Origin of the sequence: Streptomyces sp. NPDC005281, from assembly GCF_040607495.1 — a bacterium.
Classification (GTDB): domain Bacteria; phylum Actinomycetota; class Actinomycetes; order Streptomycetales; family Streptomycetaceae; genus Streptomyces.
The window spans coordinates 31,306-49,716 of sequence record NZ_JBEXGX010000025.1 but is presented as its reverse complement, the minus strand read 5'-3'; the positions used below and the strand labels follow the sequence as shown (position 1 = coordinate 49,716).

The following is an 18,411-nucleotide window of genomic DNA, read 5'->3' as shown; positions in this document are numbered from 1 at the left end:
CCACCGTCAAACCCCTAGGAGGCCTTGCTCTCGAGCCGCTGTGCCGCCCGCTCCCCGCGTCGCTCCACGGGCTCGACTCCCCAGGCCGCGCCGAGGCCGGTCGGCGGCATGTCGACATAGATAGATTCGTACGAACCCGCCGGGACGATGTAGGTCTCGTGCCAGATCCCCACGCCGCCCTTGCTGCCCCGCACCCGGCGGTTGAACGCCGCCCACGCGGGACGATGCTCACCGGCCTGGTCCGAGGCGTAGGCCAGCAGCTTCTCGCGCGACTCCCAGTACTGCGCGATGGTGAACACACGCGGGCCGCCGAGCAGCCCTTGGTAGCCCAGAAACCCGCTGTCACTGTTCTGCGAAAGCTCCTTGAGCATGCGCGGCATCGCCGTCAGGGTCGGCAGCCAATGCCGGACGGCCCGCCAGCGGTTGATCCTCATGCCGATGAGGAAGACGACTACGTCGCCCTCCGCGGCGGCCGTGACCCGGCGTCCGGATGTCGGTGCATTACCCATGAGATTCCCCGTTCCCGTGTTGGATAGTGACACGATCCATGCTTGGATAGTGCCACTGTCCGAGGGAAGGTGCAAGAGCGTGCGACTGGCGGAGCTGAGTGAGCGCAGCGGTGTGTCCACCGCCACGATCAAGTACTACCTGCGCGAAGGACTTCTCCAGCCCGGACGCCGGATCTCCGCCACCCAGGCCGAGTACGGCGAGGACCACGTGCGACGGCTGCGCCTGGTACGGGCGCTGATCCAGATCGGCGGGGTCTCGGTGGCCGACGCACGCGAGGTGATCGCCGCCGCGGAGGACGAGTCGCTCGACCACCATCTGCGCCTGGGCGCGGCCACCCGGGCGCTGCCTTGCGCCGAGAAGCCCGCCGAGGACGATCCGGCGGTGGCGACCGCCCGGCGCTCGGTGGAGGAGCTGCTGAAGCGACTCGGCTGGTCCTGCGACCCCGAGGTGGACATGCTCAACCCCGCCCACCGGCGGCTCATCGACTCGGTCGCCGCGCTGGTCCGACTCGGCTACCCCTGCGACACCGAGCAGTTGCTGCCGTACGGGCGGCTGGCCGCGCAACTGGCGGTCACCGACCTGGACCTGGTCGAGGAGCAGCCGACTCCGACCGAGCAGATCGAGGCGGCCGTCGCACTCACGGTGCTGTACGAACCGGTGCTGCTGAGCCTGCGGCGGATGGCCCACGCGGAGGAATCGGCCCGGCGGTTCTGAGGCGCCCCGCCCGGGCGCGAGCCCCCCGCCGGTCCACACCACGCTCGCCCGTATCGCCGCGCGAGAATCTGTCAGCGGGTGCGGGCCGACCGGCCGGGGCTCGCGCGCTCTCGACGCGAGAACACCGCCGGGACCCGGCCGGCCCCTGCCTGTGGGCTCGGTCCGCCGGGTCCCGGTGGCTGTGGCACAGCTGTACGTCGTTCACGGCGCGTCGCGGCCCGGGCGTCGTCAGCCCTGGTACGCGCACCGCGTCGACGGCGGCCGAACCGCGGTCAGTTCAGCTTGCGGCACAGCAGCGCGGCCGGGCCCTGACTGGCGCCGAAGCGGGTCGTGAAGGCGATTCCGGCGGCGTACTCGTCGTCGGCGCATTGGCCCTTGTAGTCACCGTTCGCGAAGTCGCCTCCGGACGCTCCGGCGGGCCGGTTGTCGGACCGGTCGAACCAGACGGTTCGACCGGCGCCGGCGAGCGAGGTGCCGGCCGGAACGCACAGCGCAGCAGACGTCCGGCCACCACGACGGCTGTAGCCGATGAGGAAGTTCCCCGAGGGACACTGCAACTTGGTGTATCCGGAGGCCCAGTCGCCGCCCGCGGGAACATAGCGGTCGTCGGTGACGACCGTCTGGCCGGCGGCCGCGGAGCGGAGGTCGCCGGTCGAGACGTCGGTGCACAGTGCGCGAACGCCACTGTGACCGAGTCCGATCAGCCGCTCACCGTCGGGACAAGTGGCCTTGGACGCACCCGAGTTCCAGTCGCCGCCCGCGCGCACCCGCAACGACTGCACATAGTCGCCATGATCGGTGGCGAGCATCTGCCAGCCGGGGACGGCGGGGACGGATCCGGTGCGGGTCGAGGCCGTCATGAGGCGGTTCCACGCGGTGCCGCGCCAGTCGGACTGGTCGAGGATTCCGTACCGGTTGCCCGAGGTGTCGTAGCGCAGCAGGGACCAGTCGTCGTGACCCTCCCAGCCGACGAGCGGCCAGTAGGCGAAGTCGACGTCGTGGTCGGCGAAGTAGTCGGTGATGTTGCCGAACCAGGTCCGGGCCGCCGCACCCGTCTCGCCGGCACCGATGCCGAACTCGCTGATCCACACGGGAGCGGTGAAGTGCTGGTTCGCTTCCGAGGAGACGAAGAAAGCCTGGTCGTTGAGGACTTGATAGAGCTGGTCGCGGGTGAGGTCCTGGTAGCGGGCGTCGTGTGTCTCTCCGATTCCGGTCGCTCCGCTGTGGTTGGGGCCCGTGTATCCGTAGAAATGGGCGGAGTACACCAGCTTGTGAGCGGCGACGAGGGTGTGCGACAGGTTGCGCGCGGGGGTCAGGGTGGGGCGCCCGTGCGGCAGTCCGTCGACCGGCAGACCGGTCCAGTTGATCCCCTCGATGACGATGAGGAGGTTGGGATTGGCCTCGGAGAGAATGCGGTCCGCAGCGAGTTGGGCGGCCGCGTACCAGTCGTGGGCGTCGCCCAGGCCCCAGTTGGGGTCGTCCAGTACGTCACGGCGTACCTCGTTGTAGAGGTCGGCGCCGACCACTCGTGGATCACCGGCGTAACGGCGTGCCATGAAGACCCAGTCGTCGGCCCACTGCTGAGTGGACTGACTACTGTTCCAGCGCTCGTTGCCGTCGACACCGCAGCACCAACGCGAGCTGTTCGTATGGTTGTTGAGGATGACGGCGAACCCGCTCCCGGTGAGGGCGGAGACCACGGCGTCGTAGACCTGAAGGGGCGTTCTGCCGCGCAGCCCCGGGTTGGCCGTGACGGCGACATCCGGCACCGGGGCCGTCGAATGGATCATCGCGTTGGAGAAGGGCAGCCGGATGCTGTTGATGCCCAGCCGGTGGAAGTCGTCGAGAAGTTGGGGCAGCGACGCACGGTCGAGGCCGAGTGGGATGCCGTAGGAGTCCTGGCCCGCGTGGTGGTTGGCCGGGTCGTCGATGCTGCCGCTGCCCGTCCAGGAGCCTTGCGCACCGTCCCAGTTGGCCGACTTCAGCCGGAATCGTTTTCCGTCGGCGTCCACGATGTACCGGCCGCGGGTGGACAGCGGCGGTTGCCACGCCTCGGCCGCCGGAGCTGCGGCGGAGGCCTCCCGCGCGCCGTCCGCGGGTTGCGAGGTGGCGGCGACCGCTCCGGGAGCCGTCGCCAGCAGCAGAAGCGCCGCTGCCGCTAATGTCAGGTACTTGCCAAATCTGAGGGTAGGCATCGGACCTCTGTGAGGGGTGTCGGTACGCGGACGTGAGTGTCTGTGCCCACCGGCACCCAAGGAGCGGCGCCGGCCGCCGTGTTCCGGCGTGCGGAAGCGAGTCGGGCCCACGTCCGGGCCGGTTGCCTCCGGTCTGCGGAAGCCCGGGTGCCGCCGCCACGGACGGGTCACGCTGTCGTGCTCTGAACGGAGTGGACTGGCGCTCATGACCGGTACGACGTACGGCGGCCACGCCACGGGCGCCTCACCCTTCCCGCCGACCACAGGTATGGACCTGAGAGTAGCGGGAAGGCCGACCCCGGGCGATGGTTCCGGTCAGTCGTGACGCTCGGCACAACGACACTCCCCGCACACCGTGACACAGCCCGCCGGCCAAGAACGGCGACACCTCTCACCGACGCCTCTCACCGACACGGCCCAACGGCTCGGCCCGGTCCGGTCCGGTCCGGACGACACCCGCCCACGGACCCGACCCACCGGCCCAACCCATCGGCCCGGCCCAGAGGTCCGGCCCAACGATTCGGCGTGTCCGGACCGGCCGCCTGTCAGGCGGTGGCCGGCCACCGCGCCGGTTCGGCGGACAGGAGGACCGGCGTCACCGAAACGGGCACCCTCAACCGTCATGTCCTGGGCGGCGCGCAGCAGATGGCCGAGGAACACGCGATGCGCCGTCGGCTCGGGCTCGGCACCCCGCAGCACCTGACCGAAGCCGTCACCGCCGCCCAAGGCCGGCCATGAACCATCCCGCGAATGAAAGGATGGTTCATGGCTCGGCCGGTTCCGGTCGGGAGGCTCAGCCGGATCGGCGGGTCAGCGGACCCGGATGAACAGCACGTCGTACCCGCTGTTCGTGCTGCGGGACTTGACGTAGACACCGTCCGAACCACCGTTGGGGTTGCCGGTGTTGCCCTCGACGGTGGTGAAGCCGGAGCCGCCGCTCATCGTTCTCACGATGCCTATGTGCTCATGCCCGCCGGTGTAGTCGTTGCCCCCGTTCCAGTCGAAGGCCACGATGTCGCCCGGCTGCGGGTCGGTGGTCACCGAGAGGTGGTAGTTGCCCGCCCTCGCCTGCTTGACCCAGCCCGAGACGTAGGTGTTGCGGTAGGAGCTGGCCCCGGTCTGCTTTGCCACCCAGCTCACGAAGGTCGCGCACCAGGCGTAGTTGCCGGTGGACAGCGACAGGCCCACGGCCGATCCGTAGCTGTTCGCCCGAGCGCTGCCCTCGACCGTGCCGACCTCGGCCGCGGCCACATCGAGGATCTTGCCGTATCCGCCGCCGGGCGTGGGCGAGGACGGCGGGGTGACCGCGCCGTACAGAGCGGCCTTGGTGTTCGGACCCACCTGGCCGTCGACCGACAGGCCCTTCTCGGCCTGGAAGTCCCGTACCGCGCTGTCGGTCAACGGTCCGAAGTCGCCGTCGACGGCGAGATCGGCGCCGTGGTGGTTGAGCAGGCTCTGGAGTTCGGTGACGCAGCCGCTGCGCTGGCCCTTCACGATGTTGCTCGGGCACGAGCCGGAGTTCAGGTTGATCGGTGCCGGTGCGCCGCTGCCGCCGCCCGTGCTGATGTTCGAGTACAGGGCGGCCTTGGTGTTCGGGCCGACTTGACCGTCGGCGGAAAGGCCCGCCGCGGACTGGAACGACTTCACGGCCGTCAGGGTCTGGGGCCCGAACTGGCCGTCGACGTCGAGGTGTTGGCCCTTGCCGTTGAGCAGGGCCTGAAGCGTCGCGACGCAACCGCCGCTCTGCCCCTCCACGATGTTCGACGGGCAGGACGTGGACCGCAGGTCCAGGGCGGTGGACGGGGACTCGTCGGTGTTGTAGAGCTCCCGCTTGGTGTTCGTGCCGACCTGGCCGTCGGCCGAAAGGCCGTGCGTGGACTGGAAGTCACGGACCGCGCTGCCCGTCGCCGGGCCGAAGTCGCCGTCCACGTCGACCGAGTAGCCGAAGTGACGCAGCAGCCGCTGGAGTTCGGTGACGCAACCCCCCTTGTCGCCCTGGACGATGTTCGCCGGGCACGACGAGGAGTTGAGATTGACCGGCGACGGGGCCGAACCGCCGGTCGCGTACAGCTTGGCCTTGGTCTGGGGGCCCACCAGTCCGTCCACGGCGATCGCGGTGGAGGACTGGTACTCGCGCACCGCGTAGCGCGTGTTCGCTCCGAAGTTGCCGTCCACCACCAGACCGGCGCCGTGGGCGTTGAGCAGGTTCTGCAACTCGGTGACACAGCCGCTCACCTGGCCCTGCTGGATCACGCCGGGACAGGACGCGGAGGTCAGCCTGATCGCCGCGGGCGCCGCCGACGCGGGACCCGCGCCGAGCAGGATGCCCGCCGAGAGGAGCGCCGTCGTGGCCGCGAACACGCCGGTTCTGGCTCTCCAGTCGGATCTCGCTCTCATGGTGCCCCGATACCTGCTGGGCGCTTTGTCGTTGTCACCACGAAATGAACTCGGTCTCATGACTGCGGAACGCCTCCTACGCTGGATATGCGATTGCTGTCGGAGATCGTCCGAGCGGAAACCGCACACTGCCGTTATGTGTCGTTCGTGGAAGGTGTCGCCCGCCCCGCAAACGCATATCTCAGGCCCTTAGCCGGTAAATAGCGGTGAAATTGGCATTTTGGCCAGGTGGACACGATCGCAGGTCAACGCCCGTGCATGGCAACGGAGTTGAGGTGTCGTCGAAAGTCATGATCGGGCTGTTCATTCCGCGCCCGACGGTGACAGTTCACGCCTGTACGCACAATGTCAGATGACACAACTGGCTTGATTGAACCGCTGCCCGAGGCCGGAAAAAACGCATGTGTGACAGCCTCTGAATGTTTGGTCTTTTCCGGCGGCCTGTCTCATTGAGGCGATTCCGGCCTCATTCTGCGCGCGCCGACCGAAAGGTCAGGATCGCGGCGTGGGAGACATTCAGGGCATCCGGACAGAGGGCAAGGCCAACGGGCAAGGCCGGCGGACGAAGGGCGATCGCGCCCGGGCACTCGGTGCGGCCCGGTTGTTTCTGGGCGCGAAACAGCAAACCGGCTCCCGCCGTCCACCTCTACGAGAGGGCCGGGATCGCCAGGATCACCCGCGACCGTCTCCCGGTCGCCGACTGTCACGCCCGGGCCGAGAGTCACATGGAACCGAAGTGACGTCCCGGCGCCGAACGCGGAAACCGCCCTGCCGTGGGCGAAGGTGCGAGAAGATCAGCTCGCCCTGTGCGCGACAACCGCGACGTCCTGCGTGCGTTCGTGTTCCACTCGGGCCGTTTCCAGCAGGTGCAGCCAGGAAGTGACCGTCGGCCGACGGCGCAGCAGAGCACGGCGCTCGCGCTCGGTCATGCCTCCCCAGACGCCGTGCTCGATGCGCTGGTCCAGCGCGTAGGCCAGGCACTCCGTGAGCACGGGACACCCGATGCACAGCATTTTGGCCCGGTTCTGTGCCGCGCCCTCGACGAACAGGTCGTCAGGATCGGCCGTGCGGCACAATCCCCGATCGCTCCAGTCGGTGCTCGTCATCTCGTGATGCCGTCCTCTCCCCTGGCCCCCGCCTGCGAGTTGCCCGCCTGCCCTGAGCAACAGGCATATGACACTACGCCTTTCGAGGACCGCAACTCTATCTGCCGTACGGCACCACACCTTCGAGTGACCGCAGCTTGCCTCCCGCGCGCGGCGGCGCTATGGAGGGGTCTCGACGGTTCAGGGTCCGAAGCAGCGCCTCCGGAGCACGGTACGGCCGTCCCTTCCCCATCCTCGCGCTGGAAAGCAGGAGCCATGTCGCGGAACAAGCAGACCGTCGAGACCTATCTGGACGGCTTCCGGAAGAACGATCACGCACAGATCCTCAGCTGCCTCACCGATGACATCGAGTGGACGGTCTTCGGCGCCTTCCACCTCACCGGCAAGGAGGCGTACGACGCCGCCATCGAGGGCCCCGGCTTCGTCGCGCCTCCCCAGCTGGACGTCGTACGCATGGTCGAGGAGGACGACGTGGTCATGGCCGAACTCACGGGGACGGTGACGCGGGACACCGGAGAGCCGATGCGCATGTCGATGGCGGAGGTGTTCCGCATGCGTGACGGGAAGATCTGCGAACGCCGCGCGTGGGTGATCGAGCTCAAGCGGAACGACTGTCTCTGACCTACCGGGACGCTACGGCGTCGGAGGGCCGGTTCAGGGGCGTACGGAGCGGAGTGTCGTGGCCGCCTTGTAGGTGCGCAGCACGGGCGCCGTCTCGATCCGCGTGACGGCGTCCCAGGCCACCCGCCGCGTCAGATAGTGGTGCAGGGCCTCCGCGTCGCGGCACAGGGCGTGGGCGACAAGGTTGGTCGGGCCGGTCGTCGCCGCCACCACCGCGAGTTCGTCATGGCCGGCCAGCGCTGTCGCCACCGTGTCCAGGTGTGCGGGGGCCACCTGCATCCAGAGCAGTGCGGACACCGTCACGCCCAGCAGTACCGGATCGATGTCGATGTCGAAGAACAGCGCCCCGCTCGCCCGCAGTTCGGCCAGCCGGCGGGCCACGGTGGACGCGGTGGTGCCGGTGACACCGGCCAGTTCCGCGTAGCCGAGGCGCGCGTCCTCGCGCAGCGCGGACAGCAGTCGGCGGTCCGCGTCCGTGAGAAGGCGGGCGGTGGCGTCGGCGGGATGCGCGGTGTCCTGCGTGTCCGCGGCGGGGGACCCGGCGCGCAGCCGCGCCTCCTGGTCCGCGTCCAGGGCGTCGATCCGGCCGCGCCACGCCGTCGGACCGCCCAGATACGTGTGCAGCAGGTAGTGCGCGGACACGGCGGTGATCCCGGCGGTGCGGGGGATGTCCCGCAGCAGCAGCGCGTGCGCGTCCGGACCGGCGGGCTCGGTGTGGATGATCGCGACGATCTCCGTTCCCCCGGAGGTCAGCCGCACCCATGAGGTGTCGGGGCGCCGGGCGAGCGCCACCGCGATGTCGTGCGCGCTGCGGGTCGCCGCGGTCAGCCGTACGAACCACTGGTGCGTGCCGGAGCTTCGTGGTGTGGGCAGGGCGACGACGCGCAGCCCCGCCTGCGCGTACAGCCGGCGGTAGCGGCGGGCCACTGTCTGTGTCGAGGAGCCGAGGACATCGGCGACGAGGGTGAACGGCGCCCGCGCGTCCACATGCAGGGCGTGGATCAGGCCTCGGTCCAACTCATCCAGTACGAGCACGCTCGTCAAATTAGCCGACCTTCATGGAAGAAATCATCGAAGTCGGCTGAGGAAATGGAAGTGGTGGGAGCCCCGGCGGCACGGTGGTCATCGGCCGCCTGCCGGCGGCACGGTGGCTCCGGCCGCGTGCCCCGCGGCTGCCCCGCCGTCCGGCGGCACGGCGGCCACCGTCGAACCTGTGCCGTCCCTGGGGGGAGACCCATGTCCCGTACCACCGAGCCCACCGAGCCCACCGCCGGCCGCGGCCGGGCCCTCACCGGAGCCCCGCCGGACTCCCGCCGCCGTGGGCTCGCCCTCGCCGCGGTGCTGACCGCCGAGGCGATGAACCTTCTCGACGCCACGATCGTCCAGGTCGCCGGACCGGTCATCCACACCGACCTCGGGGGTTCGCGGGCGGCGATCCCGTGGTTCAGCGCCGCCTACACCCTCACGTTCGCCCTCGGCCTGCTGACCGGCGCCCGGCTCGGTGACATCGCGGGCCGCAGGCGGGTCTTCCGCGTCGGCGTCGTCGTCTTCGCCGCCGCCTCCCTGGCCTGCGCCCTCGCTCCGGGCGCCGCGACCCTCATCGCGCTCCGCGCAGTTCAGGGTGCGGCTGCGGCCGCGATCATCCCGCAGACGTTCGGGCTGATCCGCGCGATGTACGAGGGCGGCGAACTCACCCGGGCTCTCGGCATGATCGGTCCCGTCATGGGCCTGTCCGCCGTCCTCGGCCCGGTTCTCGGCGGCGTCCTGACCCATGCCGATGTCTTCGGGTCCTCCTGGCGCGCGGTCTTCCTCGTCAATCTTCCGCCGGCCGCCGCGGTCCTGGCCGCGTCCGTGTTCCTGACCGAGGACCGCGCGCCGACACGGCCCCGCCTCGATCCGGCCGGCACCGTCCTCGCTATGCTCGGCACCGCGCTCGTCGTGGGCCCCCTGGCCGCCGGGAACCCCGGACCCGCCCGCTGGGCCGCAGCCGCCTCGGGAGCCGTGGTTCTGGTCGTGTTCGTCGTCCATCAGCGCCGCGCCGGCCGCCGCGGCCGGGCCCCGCTGATCGAGCCCGCTCTGCTGCGCGGCCGGGCGTTCCCCGCCGCCCTCGCCACCTCGACCCTGTTCTTCGCCGTCATGAACGGCGTCATGATCACCGTGGTGCTGCACCTGGAACTCGGCCTCCACGACGGCCCGCTCACCGCGGGACTCACCCTGCTGCCCTGGTCCGTGGGCCTCGCGGCCGGTTCGTGGGCCGCCGGCTCGCATCTGGTCACGCGATACGGGACGCGCGTCATGCACGCCGGCATCGGCGGCCTCGCGGTCGGCCTGGTCGCCGCCGTCCTCGCGTACCGCGGCGCGGACCCGGGCACGTATCCGCACGCGCTGCCCGCCGCTCTCGCCGTCGCCGGGCTGGGCACCGGTCTGTTCACCCCGCCGTTCTTCAGCACGGCACTGAGCGGTGCCGGCCCGCAGGAGACCGGTTCGGCCGCGGGTCTCCTCAACGCCGTGCAGCAGCTCGGCGGCACTCTCGGGGTCGCGGTCGTCGGCGGCATCTATCTGGACGCGGCCGACGACGCGCGCACGGCGGCCCAGCACGCGCTGGGGGCCGCCGCGGTCGCCCTGGCAGCTGCGGCGGTGGCGGCCAGGGTCATGACCAAGCGCCGCGCCACCCCCTGAGGGCCGGCTGCCACCACCCGCTGACGACCGGCTGCCGCCAGCCGCCGGACCGCGAACGGCCGGGCAGCCCCCTCACTCCCAGTCTCCGCCCGTAGCCCCGGCGGGAGGAGCGGCCGGGCAGCCCCTTCACGACCGGAGCTATGGCCAAGCCTCACCCGTGCCCCCGGCGGGAGGGGGCACCGGTCCGCACCGCCCATCACCCGCAACCCGCACAAGCTCCTGGTGACCGGGCTCGCCGGCCCGGACCCGACACGGGTCCCAAGGCCCGCGCGGACACGTGGCTCAGCCCGCGGCCGGCTCGGGCCGCGGGACGCCAGTGCCCGCTCAGGCCTGCGCGCGCCTCGGCAGTCGCCAGTTCGGGCGTACGAAGTGGCAGGTGTAGCCGTCGGGGTAGCGCTGGAGGTAGTCCTGGTGCTCCGGCTCCGCCTCCCAGAACGGACCGGCCGGCGCGACCTCGGTCACGACCTTCCCCGGCCACAGCCCGGAGGCGTCGACATCGGCGATGGTGTCCTCGGCGACCCGCTTCTGCTCGTCGTCGACGTAGAAGATGGCGGAGCGGTAGCTGAGCCCGATGTCGTTGCCCTGCCGGTTCTTCGTCGACGGATCGTGGATCTGGAAGAAGTACTCCAGGATCGTCCGGTAGTCGGTCTTCGCGGGATCGAACGTGATCTCGATCGCCTCGGCGTGTGTTCCATGGTTGCGGTACGTCGCATTGGCCACGTCTCCGCCGCTGTAGCCCACCCGCGTGTCCAGAACACCCGGGAACGTCCTGATCAGATCCTGTACACCCCAGAAGCAGCCACCGGCCAGCAGCGCCTTCTCCTCGTTCCGGCTCATCGCACGCACCCCTTCTTCCTAGTCCTCACCGGACTCGCGCCGGCGCCTTCTCGGGCGCCGCCCGCTGTCCGTTCGCCCCGCCCACACAACGACGTGGCACCTCATTGGACAAGGCCCGAGGGGGCGGTCGAAATTCCCGGTCGGACACCTTGGACGTGACAAAGATCGGGACGCCTCAAAGCCGCCGGACACGGGCTTCCGCGCGAGATCGATAACGATCCTGCAAGTTTCAATCAACATCGCCTTGAGAATTTGCTATCGCTACCAGGAAACGTGCTCAATGTCCTTCGTATGTCAGCAGTGAAGCGTTAGGGAGCGGATGAACGGCACGATCGACGGCTTCAGCTATGGGCTGGTCACACCGGTGGCCGCCTACGTCATGGCCTGTGTGGGCTCGGCGTTGGGGCTGCGCTGTGTGGTGCGCACTGTGCACCATGAGCCCGGGTGGAGGCTGGGCTGGCTCGCGCTGGGTGCCAGCGCCCTGGGCTGCGGAATCTGGACGATGCACTTCATCGCCATGACAGGCTTCTCCGTCGCGGAGACACCCATCACCTACGACGTCCCGCTGACCGTGCTCAGTCTTGTCGTGGCGATCGTGGTGGTCTCTGCGGGCGTCTTCATCGTCGGGCACCGCGGTGCCACGCGAGCCGCGCTCACGGTGGGCGGCGCCATCACCGGTCTCGGTGTCGCGATGATGCACTACCTCGGCATGTTCGCGATGCAGCTCAACGGGGAGCTCCGCTACAACGTGTTCACCGTGGCCCTGTCCTTGATCGTCGCCCTGGTCGCGGCGACCGCCGCGCTGTGGGCCGCCGTCTCCGTGAAGGGCTTCGTCCGCACGCTCGGCGCCAGCCTCGTCATGGGCCTGGCCGTCACCGGCATGCACTACACGGGCATGGCCGCCGTGAGCGTCCACCTCCACAACACCATCGGGTCGGCCGTCGCCGGCCAGGAGGGCAGCTCGCTTCTGCTGCCGATGCTCCTCGGCCCGATCATCTTCCTCATCCTCGCCGCGGCCGTCGTCATGTTCGACCCGGTTCTGATGCTCGGCGACGGCAACTGGGACAAGCCGGCCAAGAGCCGTTCCAGGAGCCGTTCCAAGGTCGTCGCACGCGGAAACGCCATGCCGGTGCAGGTGCCCGGTATCCAGGACGCCCCGGCGCCCATGGCGTACAACGCGCGACAGGCCAACCAGTGGTCGTCGGCATCGCCCCAGTGGCCCGCCGACGAGCACGGCGGCCAGTACAGCGACGCGGGCGCCGGTGACTCCTACGGAACGCGGCACGAGGCGGAGTAGGCCTCGCCCCTGCCCGTAGACGGCCCGGCCGACGCGATCACCCTCGCGCTCGTGCCGGGCCGTCGCCGTACCGGGCGGAAGGCTTCGGCACGGGCCGTCCGAACACGCCGGGCAGGGCCGACGCCGTACCCGATGCACGCGCTCGCACGGGGCGCAGCCGTACCGGATCCGCGCGGTCACACGGGCCGCAGCCGTACCCGATCCCCGCGGTCGCAGGGGCCGGGACGCGCTTCGCACCCCTGAGGACGATCTTGTGACTAGGGTGCCGGGCATGACTTCCATAGCCGTGCGCGGTACGACGCTCCACTACGACGACACCGGCTCCCCGGCCGGGCTGCCGGTCCTGCTCATCCACGGGCACCCCTTCAACCGGACCCTGTGGGCCCCCCAGACCGAGGCGCTCGTCGCGGCCGGACACCGGGTCATCACCCCGGACCTGCGCGGGTACGGCGACAGCGCGGTGGAGGACGGCCCGGTTCTCCTCTCCGACTTCGCCGACGACCTCGTCGCGCTCCTGGACCACCTGGACATCGACCGGGCCGTGGTGGGCGGGGTCTCGATGGGCGGACAGATCGCCATGGAGATGCAACGCGGCCACACCCGCCGGGTCCGCGCGCTCGTCCTGTCGGACACCTCCGCGCCGGCCGAGACGGAGGAGGGCAAGGCCTTCCGCAACCGGCTGGCCGACCGTCTTCTGGCGGAGGGGATGAACGGCTACGCGGACGAGGTCATCGGCAAGATGCTCGCCGGCTACAACGTCACCGCGATGCCGGATGTCGCGGAGCACGTCCTCGGCATGATGCGCGCCACCGATCCCCGTGGTGCGGCGGCGGCCCTGCGCGGCCGGGCCGAGCGCCTCGACTACCGGGACACTCTGGCCGCCGTGCAGTCCCCCGTGCTGATCGTCGTCGGCGCGGATGATGCCTACACCCCGGTCGCCGACGCCGAGGCCATCCACGCGCTCGTCCCGCACGCGGTCCTGACCGTCATCGACGGCGCCGGTCACCTCCCCGGTGCCGAACAGCCCGGACGGTTCAACGCCGCTCTCCTCGGCTTCCTGGCCACCCAGGTGATCACCGGGACCTGAGCGCTCCGCCTGATCGGCCGGACGGGCACGAACCCCGCGCAAGGAGCCCGGTGGGTGCTACGACGGTGTCCGGGTCGGCACTTCGAACCACATGGTCTTGCCGGTGGGCGTGCACGTGCTGCCCCAGCTCTCGGCGAGCAGGTCGAGCAGTTCGGTGCCGCGACCGTCCTCCGCGTCGGCGTCGGCCTCGCGGCGGACGGGGCAGACGGTCTCCGTGTCCTCGACCTCGCACACCAGGCGATCGTCGCGCAGGCACAGGTTGAGCCGAAGGGGGCCGCGGGTATGGCACAGGGCGTTGGTGACCAGTTCACTGACCAGGAGCTCCGCCGTCTCGGCCAGCTCCTCCAGGTCCCACTCGTCCAGTTGCGCGGTCACCAGGCGGCGGGCCCGGCGTGCCGAGGTCAGCTCCCGCGACAGGGGCCAGGAGGCCTCCCAGGGGGTGACACGGGCGCGGGGCGCGTCGAACGGGCGGATGGGTTGCAGTACACGCGACCAGAGAGCCCGGTTCCGGGCGAGCCACGAGGTGGGTGCAGCCTCCACGAATGCCTCGTCCTCCTGATCACATCTCGCGGCGTCCCCGCCCCCCGATTCCACGGGCCGGCGGTAGAACCGGGCGAAGCGCCCCCGGCGAGGTGTCGCCAGGAGGTCTATGGCCCCCGGGGCCATGGGAATCAGTCCCTTCTGCGCTGCCGGCGACCACACCGCCCGAGCGGCACGGACCCGTCGGAGACCGGTCCGGACATGTGTCAGGTCACGCGTTCACGTAACGCCCGTCACGATAACAAATATGCATGTAGCGCTCGCTACGGTAAATATTCTTTCGAAGAGTACCAAGCGGGACATATGGAATGTGTCGGGTGTCACTCGCCCGCGCCTGGACCGCGCCGCGACCACACCCAGCCCCTGGGAGCCTTCATGGCACGACCGTCCGACCAGGCGAAACGACGTGAACTGACCGACCGGGTCCGCGCGTACCTGGTGCGCCACGGCCTAGCGGGACTCTCCCTGCGCCCGCTCGCCCGGGCCCTCGGGACAAGCGACCGCATGCTCCTGTACTACTTCGGGAGCAAGGAGAACATGGTCGCCGAGGCGCTCGCCCTGGACGAGAGGCGACCGCTCTTGCGGGCCCGGGACACACTCCACGCCGCGGACTCTCCCCGGGACCCGGCGGGAATCCGCCGCTTCATGGAGCGGACCTGGCAGCAGTTCGGCGCACCCGACCTGCGCCGCGCGCTCCCTCTCTATCTCGAGATCATGGCCGCCGGTCTGATCGACCCCGACCGGTACGGACCCGTCCTGCGTGACGTGCTGGACGAGTGGACGGACCTGCTCTCCTCCGCCTTCCGTGATCTCGGCATGCCGGAGGCCCGAGCCCGTACGGAGGCCACCCTCCTGGTCGACGCGACCTTCGGCCTGGTCGTCGCCTCCCTGGCCGAGGGCGGCCGGGAACGGGCGGACACGGCCTTCCGCGTACTCCTCGACCGCCTCGAACCCGGCTGGCACGTCACCTGAGGCGAGTGCGGCCGAGAGGTCCGTCCGGCGCGGCTGTGACCGGCGGTTCTCCGACGAGGGCGTGGGCGAGGACGAGAGATCCGGGCGTCACAGCTTCGCCCCGAAGTCCTGTGTCCACCAGGGGCCGCCCGACCCCTTGTGCACACCCACCCCGATGTTCTTGAACGAACAGTTGAGAATGTTCGCGCGGTGCCCGGGGCTGTTCATCCAGGAGTCCATCACGGACTGTGGGGTCTGCTGCCCCATGGCGATGTTCTCGCCGTACGTGGACCAGCGGTAGCCCGCGGCGGTGATGCGCTTACCGGGGTCGACGCCGTCGGGGTTGGTGTGGTCGAAGAAGTCACGCGCGGCCATGTCGTCGGAGTGGGCCTGGGCGGCATCCTCCAGCTGCGGATCCTCCGTGACAGGACCGCAGCCCGCTGCCGCCCGTTCCTTGTTCACCAGCGCGACCACCTGCGCCACGGTGGTCGTCGGGGCCGACTGGGCCTGGGCCACGCCCGACGCCCGCCGGGCCGGCGCGGCCGAGGACGCGGTGGCCGACCTCGTCGGGGTTACGGGACGGGCTGCCCTGGAGTCCTTCGCCTTCGGCTTCTTCGACGCGGAAACCGACGGTGAAGGCGAGGCCGATGCCGAGGCGGTGTCCGTCGCGGCGGCGGAGGCGCCGGAGGCGTCCGGCGCCGAGAGGTCGATGACGGGGTCGCCCGCGGTACGCGACGGGCCCGCGTCGTCGGTTCGCGATCCGGGTCCGAGGTCGAAGTACCAGAGGCCGCCGCCCGCCACACAGACCGCCACGAGGGCGCCCAGGGCCCGGCGCCTCACACGCCGGCGCCTGCGCGCCTCACCGCGCGAGGCCGCTCTCCCGCGTGACGCCCGGTGCCCGGCCTCCGCCTGGCCCGCCTCCCCCTGGCCCGAGGCGGACTGGGTCCGCGAGGCCGAGCCCGTGGCGGCCATCCCGCCCGAAGCGTGCCGCAGCGCCACGGTCAGCGCCGGCGAAACGGCGACCAGGGCCAGGCCGGCGAGGAGTCCCTCCGCGGGCATCAGTCCGCTCCACAGACCGGAACAGCGGACGCAGTCGCGGGCGTGCCGGGCGATCCGCTTGCGCCAGAGCGCCGAGGGCCGGCCGTCCCAGGAGCCGAGGACACCTCGCAGTTCCTCGCAGGCCGGGCGTGCGGCGAGAGCCCGTACGACCACCCGGGCCGTTTCCAGCTGCGCCTTCATCCGCTGCACCTGGACCGCCGTGTGCTGCGGCGACAGCTCGAGCGCCGCGGCCACCTCGGTCCTGGTCAACTCACCGGCGCACTCCAGCCACCACAGGGAAAGCACACCCCGGTCCTCGGGTTCGAGCCACCGGGTCGCCAGCGCGGTCTCCCGGCGCTGGCCGGACAGTTGGAGCCGCACCATGGTCAGGTCCACGAAGTCGGCGCCCGGATCCGCGAGATCCTCCGCCTCCTCCACCCCGTCCGGGGCGAGACCGCGGTCCCTCCAGTGCGCGCGCACCTGGTTCATCGCGATCGCCACGAGCCAGGAGCGGAAACTCTCCGGCTCACGCAGGCCGTCCAGCGCGTCCAGGGCACGGAGCATGGTGTTCTGCACTACGTCGTCCACGTCGACGGAGCCGTTCAGCGCCCGTCCGACGATGTTGTAGACCAAGGGGAGACAGGCGCTCACCAGGGCGTCCTGAGCCGCCGGGTCGCCCGCCCGGGCGGCAGTCACCAGCGCCACCGGCTCCACCGGGTTCTGTCTCCTCATAAAACTTCCCTGTCCTCGACTACGAACGATGCTGCCGTTGCCTGGGAGACGGCCCACGGAAGCTCGAATAACAGTTCTTCGGAGACTCGTTGCGGAGATGCTTGCCACACCGGGGCGCCGACCGCAAGGAAGAAGGTCACATCGGCGCTGGTAAAATGGGCGGCACGCTTCGAAGTCACCGGGGCCCGTGCCGAGTGGTACGGGCCCCGGGGCCGTTCCGGGCGTCAGACTGAGGAAGGTTCCCCATGAACGCGAAGCCGCCGGCCCCTGGACTCTCCGACGCCGGCGGGCAGCAGCCGGCACCGGGGGGCGACGTCCCGGCACCACCGTCCGGATCCGGTACCGGCCTGCCTCCCGTCGCCTCGTTCGACGCCCTCGGCCTGCCGACGGAACTGCTGGCCAAGATGACCGGGCTCGGAGTGACGGAGCCCTTCCCGATCCAGGCCGCGACGCTGCCGAACGCGCTGGCCGGGCACGACGTCCTCGGCCGGGCGCGGACCGGCTCCGGCAAGACGCTGGCCTTCGGACTGGCCATGCTCGCCCGGACCGCGGGCCGCCGCGCGGAGGCGAAGCGGCCGCTGGCGCTGGTCCTGGTGCCGACCCGGGAACTCGCGCAGCAGGTGAGCGACGCGCTGGAGCCGTACGCGCGGACCTTGAACGTACGACTGGGGACCGTGGTCGGCGGTCTGTCGATCAACAAGCAGCAGGCACTGCTGCGGACCGGCGTCGAGGTGCTCATCGCGACGCCGGGGCGGCTGACCGACCTGGTGTCACGCCGGGACTGCTTCCTCAACCAGGTGCGGATCACCGTGCTGGACGAGGCGGACCAGATGTGCGACCTGGGCTTCCTGCCGCAGGTCTCGGAGCTCATGGAACAGGTGCGCGCCGACGGACAGCGGCTGCTGTTCTCGGCCACGCTCGACCGCAACGTCGACGAACTCGTCCGGAACCACCTCCACGACCCGGTTCTCGCGTCGGTCGACCGGGTGGCGGGCTCGGTGACCACGATGGAGCACCATGTGCTGAACATCCACGGCGCCGACAAGTACGCGACGGCGACCGAGATCGCGGCCAGGGACGGCCGGGTGCTGATGTTCCTCGACACCAAGGCGGGCGTGGACCAGTTCACCCGGCACCTGCGGGCCGGGGGCATCCGCGCCTCCGCCCTGCACAGCGGGAAGTCCCAGCCGCAGCGCACGCACACACTCGCCCAGTTCAAGAACGGTGAGATCAACGTGCTGGTGGCCACCAACGTCGCCGCCCGGGGCATTCACATCGACGCGCTCGACCTCGTCGTCAACGTCGACCCGCCGGCTGACGCCAAGGACTACCTGCACCGCGGCGGACGCACGGCGCGTGCCGGGGAGTCCGGGAAGGTGGTCACCCTGGTCACCCCCGACCAGCGGCGCGATGTGAACCGACTGATGTCCGACGCCGGTATCCGTCCGACCGTCACACAGGTGCGCTCGGGCGAGGCGGCCCTGTCCGCGATCACCGGGGCCAAGCGCCCGCCGATCGCGCCGAAGTCGAGCACCGGCAACGCGCCCTTCCGCGGCATGGGCACGCGTCCCGGACGCGCCGCCAAGGAGACGCGCAAGACAGCGGACGCCCGCAAGGCGGCGGAAGCCCGCGCGGCTGCCCGGGTACGCAAGGGCCGCTGAGGTCACGGAAGCCGGGCGGATCCGGGACGTCCTGCCCCGGACCCGC

Annotated in this window: 16 protein-coding genes; 8 read left to right on the top strand and 8 right to left on the bottom strand. The window is 70.5% G+C overall.

Annotated features, from left to right (window positions below):
* Positions 1-14: 14 nt before the first annotated feature.
* Positions 15-509 carry a DUF4188 domain-containing protein gene (locus tag ABZV42_RS29945; protein WP_355984581.1) on the bottom strand — a complete coding sequence of 165 codons (495 nt, stop codon included), beginning with the start codon at positions 507-509 and terminating at the stop codon, positions 15-17.
* Positions 510-588: 79 nt separating this feature from the next.
* On the opposite strand from ABZV42_RS29945, the gene ABZV42_RS29940 reads away from it, so the two are divergent.
* Positions 589-1,224, top strand: a complete 636-nt coding sequence (locus ABZV42_RS29940) for a MerR family transcriptional regulator (protein WP_355984580.1) — start codon at positions 589-591, stop codon at positions 1,222-1,224.
* A 272-nt stretch (positions 1,225-1,496) separates the two neighbouring features.
* Here ABZV42_RS29940 and ABZV42_RS29935 read toward each other — a convergent pair whose 3' ends face one another.
* Positions 1,497-3,419 carry a cellulase family glycosylhydrolase gene (locus ABZV42_RS29935; protein ID WP_356054478.1) on the bottom strand — a complete coding sequence of 641 codons (1,923 nt, stop codon included), beginning with the start codon at positions 3,417-3,419 and terminating at the stop codon, positions 1,497-1,499.
* Between the two features lie 525 nt (positions 3,420-3,944).
* On the opposite strand from ABZV42_RS29935, the gene ABZV42_RS29930 reads away from it, so the two are divergent.
* Positions 3,945-4,157, top strand: coding sequence for a hypothetical protein (locus ABZV42_RS29930; protein ID WP_356054476.1), 213 nt, complete (start codon positions 3,945-3,947; stop codon positions 4,155-4,157).
* Positions 4,158-4,229: 72 nt separating this feature from the next.
* Here the strand turns inward: ABZV42_RS29930 and ABZV42_RS29925 are convergent, their stop codons facing one another.
* Entirely contained in the window at positions 4,230-5,816 is a 1,587-nt protein-coding gene (locus ABZV42_RS29925) for a peptidoglycan-binding protein (protein ID WP_355984577.1), read from the bottom strand.
* Positions 5,817-6,610: 794 nt separating this feature from the next.
* Positions 6,611-6,922 (bottom strand): WhiB family transcriptional regulator, encoded by a 312-nt coding sequence (locus ABZV42_RS29920; protein WP_355984576.1) that lies wholly within the window; start codon positions 6,920-6,922, stop codon positions 6,611-6,613.
* A gap of 255 nt (positions 6,923-7,177) precedes the next feature.
* On the opposite strand from ABZV42_RS29920, the gene ABZV42_RS29915 reads away from it, so the two are divergent.
* Positions 7,178-7,543 (top strand): nuclear transport factor 2 family protein, encoded by a 366-nt coding sequence (locus ABZV42_RS29915; RefSeq protein WP_355984575.1) that lies wholly within the window; start codon positions 7,178-7,180, stop codon positions 7,541-7,543.
* Between the two features lie 33 nt (positions 7,544-7,576).
* On the opposite strand, the gene ABZV42_RS29910 is transcribed toward ABZV42_RS29915, so the two are convergent.
* Positions 7,577-8,578, bottom strand: a complete 1,002-nt coding sequence (locus tag ABZV42_RS29910; RefSeq protein ID WP_355984574.1) for an AsnC family transcriptional regulator — start codon at positions 8,576-8,578, stop codon at positions 7,577-7,579.
* Positions 8,579-8,779: 201 nt separating this feature from the next.
* Here ABZV42_RS29910 and ABZV42_RS29905 point away from each other — a divergent pair, with 201 nt between their 5' ends.
* Positions 8,780-10,222, top strand: a complete 1,443-nt coding sequence (locus ABZV42_RS29905; protein ID WP_356054474.1) for an MFS transporter — start codon at positions 8,780-8,782, stop codon at positions 10,220-10,222.
* Between the two features lie 324 nt (positions 10,223-10,546).
* On the opposite strand, the gene msrA is transcribed toward ABZV42_RS29905, so the two are convergent.
* The gene (gene msrA, locus ABZV42_RS29900; RefSeq protein WP_355984572.1) at positions 10,547-11,059 is read right to left on the bottom strand and encodes a peptide-methionine (S)-S-oxide reductase MsrA; all 513 of its coding nucleotides are present in this window, start codon (positions 11,057-11,059) and stop codon (positions 10,547-10,549) included.
* A 319-nt stretch (positions 11,060-11,378) separates the two neighbouring features.
* Between msrA and ABZV42_RS29895 the strand changes: the two genes are divergently transcribed.
* Both ABZV42_RS29895 and ABZV42_RS29890 read left to right on the top strand, forming a co-directional pair.
* Positions 11,379-12,356 (top strand): MHYT domain-containing protein, encoded by a 978-nt coding sequence (locus ABZV42_RS29895; protein ID WP_355984571.1) that lies wholly within the window; start codon positions 11,379-11,381, stop codon positions 12,354-12,356.
* Between the two features lie 271 nt (positions 12,357-12,627).
* Positions 12,628-13,443, top strand: a complete 816-nt coding sequence (locus tag ABZV42_RS29890; protein WP_355984570.1) for an alpha/beta fold hydrolase — start codon at positions 12,628-12,630, stop codon at positions 13,441-13,443.
* Positions 13,444-13,500: 57 nt separating this feature from the next.
* On the opposite strand, the gene ABZV42_RS29885 is transcribed toward ABZV42_RS29890, so the two are convergent.
* The gene (locus tag ABZV42_RS29885) at positions 13,501-14,109 is read right to left on the bottom strand and encodes an ATP-binding protein (protein WP_356054471.1); all 609 of its coding nucleotides are present in this window, start codon (positions 14,107-14,109) and stop codon (positions 13,501-13,503) included.
* A gap of 249 nt (positions 14,110-14,358) precedes the next feature.
* On the opposite strand from ABZV42_RS29885, the gene ABZV42_RS29880 reads away from it, so the two are divergent.
* A complete protein-coding gene (locus ABZV42_RS29880) occupies positions 14,359-14,955 on the top strand; it encodes a TetR/AcrR family transcriptional regulator (protein ID WP_355984568.1) in 597 nt (198 codons plus the stop codon).
* A gap of 87 nt (positions 14,956-15,042) precedes the next feature.
* On the opposite strand, the gene ABZV42_RS29875 is transcribed toward ABZV42_RS29880, so the two are convergent.
* The gene (locus tag ABZV42_RS29875) at positions 15,043-16,704 is read right to left on the bottom strand and encodes a sigma-70 family RNA polymerase sigma factor (protein ID WP_356054468.1); all 1,662 of its coding nucleotides are present in this window, start codon (positions 16,702-16,704) and stop codon (positions 15,043-15,045) included.
* Between the two features lie 245 nt (positions 16,705-16,949).
* Here ABZV42_RS29875 and ABZV42_RS29870 point away from each other — a divergent pair, with 245 nt between their 5' ends.
* Positions 16,950-18,365, top strand: coding sequence for a DEAD/DEAH box helicase (locus ABZV42_RS29870; RefSeq protein WP_355984566.1), 1,416 nt, complete (start codon positions 16,950-16,952; stop codon positions 18,363-18,365).
* Positions 18,366-18,411: the final 46 nt, after the last annotated feature.